Source organism: Lactobacillus sp. ESL0237, assembly GCF_003692985.1.
Taxonomy (GTDB): domain Bacteria; phylum Bacillota; class Bacilli; order Lactobacillales; family Lactobacillaceae; genus Lactobacillus; species Lactobacillus bombicola.
On the sequence record NZ_REHE01000007.1, the window covers coordinates 165,534 to 179,156 of the forward strand.

The 13,623-nt window shown below is 32.1% G+C and carries 15 protein-coding genes; 3 read left to right on the forward strand and 12 right to left on the reverse strand.

Going from position 1 to position 13,623, the window contains the following annotated elements:
* Nucleotides 1-107: 107 nt before the first annotated feature.
* The 4 genes from F5ESL0237_RS03685 to F5ESL0237_RS03700 are packed head-to-tail and all read right to left on the reverse strand — an operon-like array spanning nt 108 to nt 3,995.
* Entirely contained in the window at nt 108-896 is a 789-nt protein-coding gene (locus tag F5ESL0237_RS03685) for a Cof-type HAD-IIB family hydrolase (RefSeq protein ID WP_122024663.1), read from the reverse strand.
* On the reverse strand, nt 889-2,295 hold the full coding sequence (locus F5ESL0237_RS03690; protein ID WP_122024664.1) for an RsmB/NOP family class I SAM-dependent RNA methyltransferase: 1,407 nt from the start codon (nt 2,293-2,295) through the stop codon (nt 889-891). Before F5ESL0237_RS03690 ends, F5ESL0237_RS03685 begins: the two co-directional genes overlap by 8 nt.
* A complete protein-coding gene (locus F5ESL0237_RS03695; RefSeq protein ID WP_122024665.1) occupies nt 2,288-3,253 on the reverse strand; it encodes a hypothetical protein in 966 nt (321 codons plus the stop codon). The genes F5ESL0237_RS03690 and F5ESL0237_RS03695 overlap by 8 nt, the downstream gene beginning before the upstream one ends.
* On the reverse strand, nt 3,243-3,995 hold the full coding sequence (locus F5ESL0237_RS03700; protein ID WP_122024666.1) for an SAM-dependent methyltransferase: 753 nt from the start codon (nt 3,993-3,995) through the stop codon (nt 3,243-3,245). Before F5ESL0237_RS03700 ends, F5ESL0237_RS03695 begins: the two co-directional genes overlap by 11 nt.
* 86 nt (nt 3,996-4,081) lie before the next feature.
* Between F5ESL0237_RS03700 and lepB the strand changes: the two genes are divergently transcribed.
* Complete coding sequence (gene lepB, locus F5ESL0237_RS03705) at nt 4,082-4,660, forward strand: signal peptidase I (RefSeq protein WP_122024667.1); 579 nt, start codon at nt 4,082-4,084, stop codon at nt 4,658-4,660.
* Nucleotides 4,661-4,709: 49 nt separating this feature from the next.
* Nucleotides 4,710-4,901: an LBP_cg2779 family protein gene (locus tag F5ESL0237_RS03710; protein WP_090091976.1), complete on the forward strand. Its 192-nt coding sequence runs from the start codon at nt 4,710-4,712 to the stop codon at nt 4,899-4,901.
* 70 nt (nt 4,902-4,971) lie between these two features.
* On the opposite strand, the gene F5ESL0237_RS03715 is transcribed toward F5ESL0237_RS03710, so the two are convergent.
* The 8 genes from F5ESL0237_RS03715 to F5ESL0237_RS03750 form a co-directional block, all read right to left on the reverse strand.
* Nucleotides 4,972-5,802 carry a hypothetical protein gene (locus F5ESL0237_RS03715; protein WP_122024668.1) on the reverse strand — a complete coding sequence of 277 codons (831 nt, stop codon included), beginning with the start codon at nt 5,800-5,802 and terminating at the stop codon, nt 4,972-4,974.
* Complete coding sequence (locus F5ESL0237_RS03720) at nt 5,802-6,506, reverse strand: ABC transporter ATP-binding protein (protein ID WP_122021681.1); 705 nt, start codon at nt 6,504-6,506, stop codon at nt 5,802-5,804. Before F5ESL0237_RS03720 ends, F5ESL0237_RS03715 begins: the two co-directional genes overlap by 1 nt.
* 2 nt (nt 6,507-6,508) lie before the next feature.
* Nucleotides 6,509-6,868, reverse strand: coding sequence for a GntR family transcriptional regulator (locus F5ESL0237_RS03725; protein ID WP_122021682.1), 360 nt, complete (start codon nt 6,866-6,868; stop codon nt 6,509-6,511).
* Nucleotides 6,869-7,467: 599 nt separating this feature from the next.
* Nucleotides 7,468-8,709, reverse strand: a complete 1,242-nt coding sequence (gene pepT, locus F5ESL0237_RS03730) for a peptidase T (protein ID WP_122021683.1) — start codon at nt 8,707-8,709, stop codon at nt 7,468-7,470.
* 12 nt (nt 8,710-8,721) lie between these two features.
* Entirely contained in the window at nt 8,722-9,519 is a 798-nt protein-coding gene (locus F5ESL0237_RS03735; RefSeq protein ID WP_122024669.1) for a Nif3-like dinuclear metal center hexameric protein, read from the reverse strand.
* Nucleotides 9,506-10,195, reverse strand: a complete 690-nt coding sequence (locus F5ESL0237_RS03740; RefSeq protein WP_122024670.1) for a class I SAM-dependent methyltransferase — start codon at nt 10,193-10,195, stop codon at nt 9,506-9,508. Before F5ESL0237_RS03740 ends, F5ESL0237_RS03735 begins: the two co-directional genes overlap by 14 nt.
* A 178-nt stretch (nt 10,196-10,373) precedes the next feature.
* Nucleotides 10,374-11,876, reverse strand: a complete 1,503-nt coding sequence (locus F5ESL0237_RS03745; protein ID WP_122024671.1) for a hypothetical protein — start codon at nt 11,874-11,876, stop codon at nt 10,374-10,376.
* Between the two features lies 1 nt (nt 11,877).
* Nucleotides 11,878-12,741, reverse strand: coding sequence for an ABC transporter ATP-binding protein (locus tag F5ESL0237_RS03750; RefSeq protein ID WP_122024672.1), 864 nt, complete (start codon nt 12,739-12,741; stop codon nt 11,878-11,880).
* Nucleotides 12,742-12,946: 205 nt separating this feature from the next.
* On the opposite strand from F5ESL0237_RS03750, the gene F5ESL0237_RS03755 reads away from it, so the two are divergent.
* Nucleotides 12,947-13,387 (forward strand): 8-oxo-dGTP diphosphatase, encoded by a 441-nt coding sequence (locus F5ESL0237_RS03755; protein WP_122021688.1) that lies wholly within the window; start codon nt 12,947-12,949, stop codon nt 13,385-13,387.
* The last annotated feature ends 236 nt before the right edge of the window (nt 13,388-13,623 follow it).

The following is a 13,623-nucleotide window of genomic DNA, read 5'->3' on the forward strand; positions in this document are numbered from 1 at the left end:
TATTGATAATAAAAATTGAGTTTCTGTTCCTTAGATAATTTTAGTTATAGAAAAAATCTCAAGAGTTGTCAAACTTTCGAGATTTTTTTCATTGGATGTCTTTTTTATTAACTATTTAAAATCTGCCAAATTTCTTTTTGTACCGCACTGTCATTGCTTGAGCCAATGACACGACTAGCAGCGTTTTTAGCAATTGGTAAAGCTGTAGCGGTAGCAAAACTTTGGCCAACATATTTGAACATGCCCACATCATTGCCGCTATCACCAAAGGCAATCATTTCACGTGGATTAATTCTAAATTTTTGACTTAGGTAGTCAAGACCAATTGCCTTGTTCATCCCCTTAGTGGACATATCAATTGAGGTGGCTGAGCCAGCTACAAAACCTAATTGCGGATATTCGCGTCTAAGTAAATCAATTAAGGTAGGTAGTTTTGCTGCTGATACGTCAAAAGTTACTTTAAAGATTTTATCAGCCAAATCTTCAAAATTAGCGACCAGGGTCAATTTTTCGTAATATTTTTTAAGTTCCTGAGCGTAAGCTTTGCCATCTTTAGTTAAAACATAAGCACTTGCTAGCCCTGAAACGGTTACCTTTTCATCAAAACGATTAATAATTTCCAAAAGTGTTTGCCAATCAGTTTCAGATATGCTAGCTGTATGCATAACTTGTCGGCCGTGAGCAACTAAAGCTCCATTTTCGGCAACAAAGTATATTTGACTTGCAACTTCTGGAAAACGTTGATAAATATTTTCAAATTGATTACCACTGGCCACTACGAACTTAATATTTCTTTTCTTCATTAACTCAAATTCGCGTAAAAATAGTTCATGATCATACGTCTTTTCATCAGTTAACCAGGTGCCATCCATGTCTGTTGCAATTAACTTAATCATTTTGTAATCCTTTCTTTACTGTACGTAACCCTTTAGGATAAAAATTTTTTAAAATACCATCCCCACTTACTTTACCAAAACTAAAGATTAAATTATGACAACTAATTAAAACGAAGCCCCGTATTTCAGTTTCAATTCGGACAGTTTCGCCATGTAAATAGCACAAATAATCTTGCTTAGATAAATTAATTACTTGATTTTGTTTGATTTGACCTAAAACCATTGCCAATTGATGACTGGGTTCAAATCTTTTTTTCTTTAAAATCCCAAGGTCTATTCCATTATTGATGATTTTTAGATGTAAACTAGCAACTTCAGGAAATGCTGGAATACAAACGTGATTATTTTGGACAAGACCTAATTTTGACCAGTTTTTTAATTCATTAGGTAATTTAAAGGGCTCTAAAACTTTTTTGATTAATAAAATTTGTTCTTTATTAAGTAAATTCTGGTTAGTTCCGCGTTTACGTCTCTTTTTTGGTGAGCTTTTTACTAGCTGGGATTCAGATTTAACTAATTTTAGTTTTGCAACAAACTGCCCTTCACCTAATTCATCAAAAGGCCAAAAACGTAAGGTGTTTTGCAATGACAAATTTCCATCTGCCCATTCTGGATGTCCATGGTCTACTGCTATTTTTGCTAATTTAATTGGTAAAATTTCGAAATTAAAGTTGGTGACTAGCCAAGAAACTATTTGTTCATTTTCTTCAGGAGCAAAAGTGCAAGTCGAATATATTAATTCGCCTCCTGGACGTAACATTTTAACTGCTTCAGTTAAAATATCTTTTTGCCTTTTTTGGCAAACCGAAATATAGTCAGGTGACCAATAGTTGATTGCTTCATTGTTTTTCCGAAACATTCCTTCACCACTACAGGGAGCATCAACAACAATTTTGTCAAAAAAATGTGGTAATTGTGATGCTAATTTTTGCGGGGTCTCGTTTGTAATCAAAGCATTGCTAATTCCCCAGCGTTCAATATTTTCGCGTAATATTTTTGCCCGTGAACGGGAAATTTCATTAGCAAGTAGCAGACCTTGATTTTGTAATTGCTCTCCTAGAGCAGTACTCTTACCTCCAGGAGCAGCACATAGATCAAGAACACGCTCACCAGGCTTAGCCGCGGCAATCATAGCTGGAAACATAGCAGCTGGATCTTGCGAATAAACTGTACCACTAACCCATTCAGGATCAAGACCAGTTATTTTTCCATAAAAAGCGGCATTAATATTTAAAATTGGTTCATCTTGCTTATAAGAAACCTGATTTTGCCATTTTAATGAATTAATTCGATAAGCTTTTTTGGGTGAATATTCAAGTGAAGTAAATAGTTCTTTAGCCTTTTCAGCTCCTAGTAAAGCTTGATACTTATTTAGAAAACCAACTGGTAATTTAAGCATGCTCTTTTTCCTTTCTTAAATGCTGTAAAATAGTGTAGCTATAAGCGGCAATGATAAGAAACCAGCTAAGTAATAGTAACAAAATCATTTGCTGAGGTTTAGAGATGAAAGCATGCCATGAAAGAAAAAGGTATGCTCCCAGTACTAGGGCTGATTCTAATAGAATTGTTCTGACTCCCCGATTAAATAGCCAATTATGCAAAAGCTGCCCAGTTAACGCAGTATTTTTTACCACAGACCAGTCAAAAAGTGCTAATAATGTACTGCAGGACATAGCAATTATGGTAAAAACTATCACTAAACTGATTTCTCTAATTATTGAAAACTTATGAATTTGATGATTTTTAACAAAAACTGGTGTTTTAATTTTTACTTTGTAGCGTGAAGCTAGTTTATTTATCATTTTACTTGAGCTATCAATTATAATGATGTAATTTGTTAGCTTAGCTTTTCCTGTTGGTTGTTTTGGACCAGTAGAAAGATAGTAACCATTTTGTTTCATTTGATGATAATGTTTTAACGTTCCAATCACTGAATAGTAACTATTATCCAAAACGACATATTCATTTCCTTGAGTTGCTAGAGTTTGAACTTTAGCATTAAGACTTAAGACGGCAAAGGATACCCTGCCTTGAAAATCGTCAGCTGTAAAATAACGCCCACTTTCAGTTGGCAAAGTAATTACATTATAGTTAGCCCAAATCAGTGTTTGCTTAGGATCTATTTTACTTTTAAAATGTAGTTGAATTTTATATTTTGCATAATTTTTTTGTAAATATGTCAAAAAAGAGCTAATTGTTTGATTATTTTTGACTTCTATATAACGTGTATTATTACTTAAACCGTAGGCTTCGAGAAGTTGATCGGCTTCCCTGGACTGTATATTAGATAACATAGAGCCAATGCCCAAAAGGGACAAAAAGATTGTCACAAAGATTATTATTTTTTTAAATTTCATGCTTTATCTCAAATATTTGTTCATTAATAAAATCGTAACTTTTAAAGGACTGATTAATTTTATCAAGTTTTTCGGAATAGTTAAACTTACCTTCTTGCCAAAATGCCATCGAATTTGTGGCCCCGTTTTTTTCGCCGATAAAAAGCAAATGACTTTGTGGATTATATTTTTGCCATGCTTTAATTGCTAAAAGATCACTTTTGGTAAAATTAGGAGCCCAGGAGCAGATAATTAATTGTGCAGTAGCGAATTTTTTGATTGCCTTAGGGGCATCGTAATTTTTAACTGCCATATATGGATTATTTCCAGTTAAGGAAGTTTTAGCCCATTCCAGTGAATCAGTTGCAATAGTTTCAATCCCAACTTCAGTTAAAGCTTTAGCCCAGCAAGCATTGCCGGCCATGATTTCTAGTGCTTGATCAATTTGAAAATAATCTTTTATCAATTTAGCCGTTGCTAAGTTTGGTAAGGACCAAATACCATATTTAATGGATAAAAATTGGCGTACACTATTTAAAAGTTGATTAATTATCCTTACTTTTTTCTTTTTATTTGCTGCAACTTGAAAACAAATTGCTTCAATTTCATCTGGTAAAAAGCCTAGTTTTTTTGGAGCAAGTGGCAAGATTTTCTTTTGTCTGGTAAAAGAAATCATTTGATTAACTATTTGCACTTGCTCATGAACCGACTGATTATCAATTTCACTATCTAATTGGTTAATTTTATTTAAAAATTCTGTCATTATCAAATACCTAATAATGATTTTAACATTCAATTGCCAAGATTTCAGTTATAATAAAAGGTAATGGAATATAAGGAGAATATTTTATGGCAAAAAAGATAGTAAATAAACAAAACGAGCAGGAAGAAAGTTGGGGAAAGTTCCTTTTAGATGTTGTAGTAATGATGGCAATTATTCTTGGAATTTTTTACCTACTATTTAATTTTGTACTTTCAAATGATCGTGTATCGGGACCATCGATGCAGCCAACTTTTGAAAATAATGAGCGGTTAATCTCAACGCGCCATTTCACCCCAAAAAGAAATGATGTTGTGGTTTTACTTGCCCCCAAGGCTGCTAACGACGCACCTGGAGCTTTGTATATTAAACGTGTAATTGGTCTACCTGGAGATACTTTGGTTTCCAAAAATGATAAAATGTACATTAATGGTAAGCTTTTGAAAGAACCCTACTTAGAAAATTCTTTCAAAAAAGCAGCTAATGATGCTGGGCAAACTTATACCAGTAACTTTACTTATAAAGTACCCCAGGGCTATTATTTTGTTTTGGGTGATCACCGCGATATTTCTAAGGATTCTCATATGTTTGGACCAGTTAAGCGTAGTAATCTTGTAAGTAAAGTAGTATTACGCTATTGGCCATTTAATCGAATCCAAACTTTTTAGGTTATTTTAATTTTTTTAGCAAAAATAAATTCTAGAGGAGCAATTTATTATGAATCAACAACTAGAAGAATTATCCGATACAATTATTAATTATCAAGTTAAACACCATGTAACTGATACTGATTTAGCTTTTGCTAGTCATTTATCAGTAGAAAAAATTCATTCTATGAAAACTGGTAAAGGTGAATTTACAGCTGAAGAAATTAGTCAGTTGTATGACTATTTGGCTGCTAGTCATTAAAAAAACAAATTAAAGTAAAAACCATCAAGTTAAGCCTTGATGGTTTTTACTTTTAATAATTATTAAATAGTTACTTTTTCTCAATTGCTTCAAAGTAATGTTGCATTAAGAAAACGTTAACGATTAGGAAAAATAGATTCAAAATTAGTAAAACCAAAATGATTAATAAAGAACTTTTATCATCTACCATAAAGCCGGAAAAAATATTGTTCATTTTAATTAAACTACTAATTTTTACTAACAGCCACGCAATTAACCAAATTATGACTAACCGAATAATACTTGATATTCCTCTGCCTGATACGTAGGGCAGGAAGTTCATAATTGCCCGACTCGTGAAATTTAAAAAGCTAATGATAAGATAAGTTAGTAAGGCAAACAAGATCATAATTGTGATGAAAATTAATGTTTCATCAAAAATATTATATAAATCGCCAAGACGGGAATTCGTATATTTATTTAACTCATTAAGTGTAACTGCAACATTTGTTCGAACTTGAGGACTAATTACGTAATAAATACCACTAAATATGGCTACGGTTACTAGTTCAAGTAATTTAAAGTAAACCATGGTGACAAATGAACTTAAGATATTACTAATGTAAAATAAACTATCGTTAATTGGTGTGAGCCGCCAGGTTTGGCTAAGATTGATTTTTTCATTTATAAAACAAATAATAATATAAAAAGCAAAAGTTGAAAAAATCATAATAGTGCCATATATAGAAAGTAATTTAATCATAAAAGTATCTAATACAGAACCATTATAAGAGTAAGCATCATACCTACTAGCGAAAAAAGTAATGGCAATTGAACCAATGAACTCGATTAACAGGATTAAATACAAATTTTTTGTTTTTTGTTTAAATTGCTGGCTAAATAAACTCTTAAAAATTGACATTATTCATCCTCCTTTAAGTAAAGCCCTTCATAATATTCCTCAATACTCAGATTATTTGCTCTAATTGCTTCAGTTGATTGATGTGTAAGCACCGTTTTATCTTTAATAACGACAACTTCATCAAGCATGGTCGCAATTTCGTTAACAAAATGATCGGAAATCAAAATCGTCGCTTGATCAGCCTTCCAGAGAATAATTGAGTTAATTATTTTTTTGCGAGCCATTGCATCTATCCCTGAAAATGGTTCATCTAACAAATATAAATCGGCTTTACGTGAAAAAGTCAATGCAATAATTAATTTTTCACGCATCCCTTTTGAAAGATGAGATAGGCGCATATTAAGATCAAGTTTCATAAAACTTCTTAATTGATTAAATTGCTCGTCATCAAAATCGGTATAAATAACTTGATAAAAATGCACAATATCCTGGATTTTCGTTGATTCACCAAACCCGGTTAACCCATCAGTAAATGATAAATGCGCTTTTCTCATAGCTTCTTTAGTTTCATTAAGAAGTGTAACACTACCTTGATAGTTTTTAGCCATTCCAGCAATGATACGCATCAAAGTAGTCTTGCCTGCCCCATTTTCACCTAAAAGCGCCACAATTTTTCCTGGCTGTAACTCTAAGTTAATTTTATCCAAGATGATTTTTTGGTTCTTTTTATAGGTTAAATCTTTAATTTCTAAAAGATTATCCATATTTATTCTCCTATTAGATAATTTGATAAAATAACACTAATTTGATCATCAGCTACTCCCAAAGCATTCATACTTTGAACAAACTTTTCTAATTCAGCCTTAATCAATTTAGCCTTTGTCTGTTCAAGTAAAGCAGTATCTTCGGTGACAAAATTGCCTTCGCCTCTTTTAGTGAACAAAATACCCTCAGCATTCATTTGTTGTAAAGCTCTTTGAACAGTATTAACGTTGACCGTTAACTCAACCGCTAATTCTCTTACAGAAGGTATTTTATGACCAGGCTGTAATTTACCAGTAATAATTTGCCGATAAAGGTACTGTTTGATTTGGAGATAAATAGGTATATTGTCCTTAAATTCCACTAGCACACCATCCTTTATACACTGTATTATATTTCTATTACACGATCATATCGTAAATTGTTAATTTATGCAATATTTATGTTTTTTCATATTATTAACTACTTTTACCTAACAAAGACATGGCTACGACAAACTGGTAAACTTTTCAATAATAGTAATTCTGAAAAATAAAGCCTAATTTTTTTATAAAAGCTGGCCAGCTGCGTCAGCAGCTATTTGTGATTATTAACATAAATTTGGCCGCTAAAAGCTAGATCAAGCAAAGTGATTTTAGATGATATCCTTTCATTAGTATTTTTAAATTTTCTATATTAAGTATCATTAGATTAATACCCTATTATTCTATAGCCACTTAAAAAGGCTTCAACTTTTTTTAATAAGTTTTTCGTTGTTTCACGACTATGAAATTTATTTACTTAAGGCAAAAAAATACCCACAAAGCCATCTAAAACAATGTTTCTGTGAGTAAATTTATTTTTTTATAATAGATGTGTATAATTAGCTGATTTTAAAAAACAGCCAATTATACCTGGTATAAAAGCTTTTTAAAAAATTAATCATCTTATTAAAAAAGTGTGATTAGCTATAATTTTGTTTCACTATTTGTTATTTGTCACATTTAATTCAACCATTTTTACCATAACGTCAACTGCCTTGTACATTGATTCTAAAACTGTGTACTCGTAGCGTCCATGCATGTTTTCTTGTCCAGCAAAAATATTAGGACATGGCAGACCCATATAAGTTAACTGAGACCCATCAGTGCCACCGCGAACCGGATCTTCATTAATTGATAATCCTTCACTGCGATAAGCTTCACGAGCTAAATTAATAATATCCATACGTTTAGCTAATTCATCCGCCATATTATAATATTGATCCCACATTTTTAACTTGATTCGTTCAGTACCAAATGCTTCATTCATTTTATGAACAAGCGATTTGACTAATGCTTTTCGTTCTTCTAGCCCTTCGCGCTCAAAGTCGCGAATGATATAGTCCATATGGGCATTATCAACCGTTCCGGTTAAATTCATCAAATGGAAGAATCCTTGTCGCCCATCAGTCTTTTCTGGAACCTCATCTGCTGGCAATTGATTTTGAAAATCAATTGCGATTTGAAGTGCATTAACCATTTGTCCTTTGGCTACTGCTGGATGAACGTTCACTCCTTGAATATCAAGCCCAAATTGGGCAGCAGAAAAAGTGCCCCAATCAAGTTTTCCTGGTGCTTCACCATCAACGGTAAAAGCAAAATCAGCTCCAAATTCTGTTACATCAAAATGCCCTGCTCCAGTGCCAATTTCTTCATCTGGCGTAAAAGCTAAACGAATCTTGCCATGCTTAATTTCTGGATGGGTTAAAAGATATTCTGCTAAAGTTACTATTTCTGCTACCCCACATTTATCATCGCCCCCCAGTAAAGTATCACCGGAAGTGGTAATAATAGTTTGCCCCTTATAATTTGCAAGATGGGGAAAAACTGCGGGATCAAGGTAAAATTCGGAATTTCCTAATTTTATTTTTGATTTGCCATCATAGTTTTCATGAATTTGCGGTTTGACATTTTCGGAATTGAAGTCTGCCGTATCACAATGAGCTAAAAAGCCCATTGTTGGAACTTTAAAATCAATATTAGCGGGTATTTCAGCGATTACACAGCCGGAATTTTGGTTATAATGAACATCGCTTAGACCTAATTCTTCTAAGTCCTTGATAATTACTTCTTTTTGAAAATCTTCTTCACGTTTAGTTGAGGGGAAACGATCAGCATGCTCGTCTGATCGTGAATTGACTTGCACATATTTTAAAAATCTTGGCAGTAAGTTTGGATATTCCATAATTCTCCTTTATTAAAATAAATCTTGAAATGGATTAGTTGAAACAGTAGACTTTTCCACTTGTAGGTCCCAATTGTTTTCTTTATTCCATTGAGTTAACTTTTGATACATTTTATCTTTAAATAGTTTTTCTGTATAGTGACCAGGATCAATAACTGTTAATCCTGAAGAAATTATATCATGACCGGTGTGATAATAGACGTCACCAGTAATAAATGCGTCAATTTTTTCTGCAACCGCCTGGTGCCAGAACTTGCTACCATCGCCACAAATAAAACTCACAGATGAAATCATCTTATTAGAATCAGCAGTTATTAACCGTACCATCTTAACTTTCATTTTAGCTTTAACATAATACGCAAAATCGTGTGCTGATAATGGGTGTGGTAATTTTCCTTTACGGCCAATGGCTATACCATCAGCATCAAAACAGAAAGGTTTAACATCAATTAAACCTAGTTCTGTTGCCTGCCAATCGCTAGAACCGTCTTGTGCCTTATCAGAATTAGTGTGAATTGAATAGACAGCAATTCCGTGAGCAATAATTTTGCCATACATTTCATTTTGTGGATCAGCAAAATTAAGATTAATAACAGGTCGAAATATAACCGGATGATGACTAATAATTAAATTAACTCCCCTTTGAATTGCCTCATCTACTACTTCTGGTCGCACATCAAGAGTAGTCATTACTTTATTTACTTCTTGATCAAGTGAACCAATCTGCAGTCCTATGGGGTCACCTTTACTAGCAATTTCTTCAGGAAAGTGTTGGCAAAGAGTGGTGACAATATCTTTAACTTTGGTCATTTAATTCTCCTTCAATTAACTCGATTTCTTGTTCTACTTTTTTGATACGCAAAAAATCCTTTTGTTTAGCCTTATTTAAATTATCTAAAAGCCGCTCATGATAATGTAACTGGTCTTGCCACTTTTGGTAAAAGACTGGATTTTTTTCTTTAATAATTATTGGTCCAAAAAATAACTGTGCCTGAGTTAATGTTTCTAACTTAGCTACTTTTTTAGCCTTAATTAGTTCATAAATATGACCTGCTTCAGCAATAATTTGTTCAGCTTGAATATGATAAGAGTGCTTAATTAGCCATTTTCGTACCCCATACTCACCAATATTTGGCGCTAAAATTAGCGTATCAAAACTTAAACCATTTTCCCAAGAAGTAGTTAAAATTTGGGTCATGAGTTTGCCCCCCATACCAGCGATTACCACAGTATCAATCTGATCTTCTTTATTAACTGTGTCAAGTCCTGCACCTAGGCGTGGTTCAATTTTTTCTGCAAGTCCGGCTTCAATAATATCTTGCTTTGCATTTGCTAGGGGACCTGATGCAATGTCACTAGCAATGGCAAAATCAATTTTACCTGATTTAACTAATTCAATTGGTAAATAAGCATGATCAGTACCAATGTCGGCAACCCGACTACCTGTATCTACCATATTGGCTAAAGTATTTAAACGTAAATTCACTTTTTCCCCTACTTTCTACATACTGAAATTTTAGCATATTACTTAAGCTGGTTTAAGAATTAAATGTTTTTGAAAATTGGTGTCTTGAATAAAATTTAGCTTTACCAAAAAGCTTCATTTTGAGTTTAATTCAAAATGAAGCTAATAAAGAACAATTTAATATGAATACTTATACCAATTATTTAATTAACTGCTTTAAGCTACACTTTATTAAAAATAAAACTAGGGTTACACCAAGATATACTAAGCAGACAGATGGATTTAGTTTATTTATGGGTAACAAGTTAGTAATTCCATTTAGGTAGATAAAACAAAAAATGACCATTAAAAAAATAAACATGCGGTTACCCTTGGTAATTAATCCTAAAACTTGTGCTAGCATGCAAATCATAATGCTAAAACATACTAGTAACAAAGCAGTATAACTTGACTTTAGCATGAAAGGTAAAAACAAGATTAGTGTAAATGTTAAACTAGCTACATATTCAAAAAATTGTTGCTTATTTTGTGCTTTAGGAATCGTCATCAGCCATTGATAGAAACTAAATTGAGTAATTTGTGAACCTAAATTACTCAATAATGGTAATTCTGTTAATAAGATTAAAGGTAAAATTATTAATTGCTTTATGGCTAATGAACTAAGCCATGCTGTTAACCACAAAATAATTAATGCAAGTTTATTATAAATAGATAGTGGTCTCCATAATAAAGCAAATGAAGTTTTTAATAAACTACTACTAGCCGATTTTGAATTGATTGTTTTCAATTTATGATGGTCGTGAACTAAGTTAATAGGGATGGAATTTTTACGAATTTTATTTGAGTATTTGTGCGGAGAAAAAATAAAACCTGCTAAAATTAGCATTACAATGCAAATTATGAGCTGAATAATAAAAATTAGTAGATCTTGCTGAGTAAATTTAATCGGTAAAAAAAATAAAGTCTGCTTTCCTGTTTCTTTAAAATTTCCTGAACTAAGTAGCATTGTTTGCTTTAATGGTTGCCCTACGGTCTTAACGCAAGTATTTTGAATCATTTTGAATAAATAGGAGCTACCAGATGGATTAATTATCTTTAAAAAAAAGGAATTATAATTTTCGATACTAACTCCATAACAAATTAATGAAAAAAAGCTAACAAGAATTATTCCTAGAATACCTCTTAGAAAAGGAACAATTTCTGTAAATATCGCAAGCGTCGAAATTATGAAAATACCAGGTAATAAAGTTAAAAATGGCGTTAAGAACTGATAAAAGTCAATAAATTTCCCTGGAAACTGTAAAATCACCATTATAATTGTCGCTAATATGATAACAATCCAGAGAATAAATAAAAGTAAACAATTCGCCAAGAATTTTCCACCAATGTACTTAATTTTAGAAAAGGAAACTGACGCCATTAAAACATTAGTATGATTTTGATCATCAATTCCAATTGTATTTTTTAAAAACAGGTAACTAATAATTGGTAAAAACAAGCCTAATACTAACACCACACTAACTGGAACCCAACTAGGATTGCTTGCTTGAATAAATAAATTCGGCTCAAGTACAAATACCTTAATTGGACCCTTAATTCTTGGATATCCAATAACAGCTGCGATTAAGGCCAAAATTATTAGAGCCCAATATGACAAGCGTCGACTTCGTTCTAAAAATGTAGCTTTAACAATTCTAGTCAAACTAATCACCGCTTTCTAAGATAGCCAGACTGGCATCTTCTAAGCGTGGTGTTACATTAACAGCTTCTGCATTAGGTTTAGATTGAGAGATTACTCTAATATGAACACCATCAATTTCTTGCGTAATAGAACTAACATTTTCTAGTTGATTAAGAACCTGATTAACTGGAGCAGTATATTCCCAAACTGAATTTGTTACTCTCTGTAAAAGTCCTTCCGGTGAACCTGTATATAAAATTTGCCCCTCTTTCAAAACAATAATTTTAGAAGCAACTGCTTCTATATCAGAAATAATGTGAGTTGATAAAATAACAATATGATTAACAGCCATTTCTGCCAAAACATTCCTAATAGTTACTCTTTCTAATGGATCTAATCCGACTGTAGGTTCATCAACAATAATTACTTTTGGATCACCTAGTAATGTGGCGGCTATACCTACTCTTTGTCGCATACCGCCAGAAAAGTCGGCCAATTTTGTATTTTTTGCATTAATCAAATGAAATTTAGTTAGTAAATTTTCAATATTACTTCGTGCTTGCTTTTTAGAAATACCTTTAAGAGCCGCAATGTATTGCAAATATTCAATTGCAGTTAAATGAGGATAATATGGAACTTGCTGTGGTAAATATCCTAATGAAATTCGCATCTTTTTGGGATATTTAACAATGTCTACTCCATCTAAAAATATGCTTCCTTTTTCAGGTTGCAAAATAGTTGATATTATCCGCAATAAAGTTGATTTCCCAGCGCCATTAGGACCAATTAGTCCAATGAGCCCACCTGAATGTAAGTTAAGGTTAATGTTATCAAGTATTGGCCTTTGACCAAACTTTAATGATACGTTTTTGATATCTAATTCCATAGTTAATTCCCCTAAAAGTGTAAACTTTAATATCATTTATATATTGTATTACTATGCTATTATAGTACAAAAATAAACAAAAAAGACCAGATTTTTAATAAAGTTATTGACTGTAAGTAAATTAATGTATTGTAAATTTACCTAGTTAATCTTTCATCTTTTTTATATAATAAATTCAATAAAAAGATGAAAGAAGTTATACGGAATGGATAGAACTGAAAGAGTAACATTAACAAATATGTGTATGATTGAAAATAAGCAAAAAATATTAGTGATTAATCGTAACGATCCAACGTGGCCTGGACTCACCTTTCCAGGCGGACATGTTGAAGCGCATGAATCATTTCACGACTCGGTCATCCGAGAGATTAAAGAAGAAACTAATTTAACAATTAAGAAGCCACATTTAGTGGGAATTAAACAGTTTTATGACGATAATAATAATCGCTATATCGTCTTTTTTTATATTGCTACAAAGTTTAGTGGGCAGCTAAAAGCATCAAAAGAAGGAGAGTTGATCTGGATGACAAAAAAAGAATTGCAACAAGAAAAGCTTGCCTATAACTTTGACCGCGATTTAAAAGTTTATTTTAATAATGATATTGATGAACATTTACTTGATGGCAAGCGTGATGAACTGTTTTAAGTCTAGAAAGGTTTTTAATGGTTACAGAGAAAAAAATAAGAAATTGGCACCTACTGCAGACCTTATTACAATTGCTACTTGTAATATTTAGTTTAATTTATAGTTTATTTATTCATGCTGGTGGGATTACTACTTTTAAAGCATTTATTTTGATAATTTTGATTAGTTTACAGTTTTCAGTATTAAATAAAAATGTAAATAGTAAGTTAATTCAATGCAATTATTATTTTCAGGCA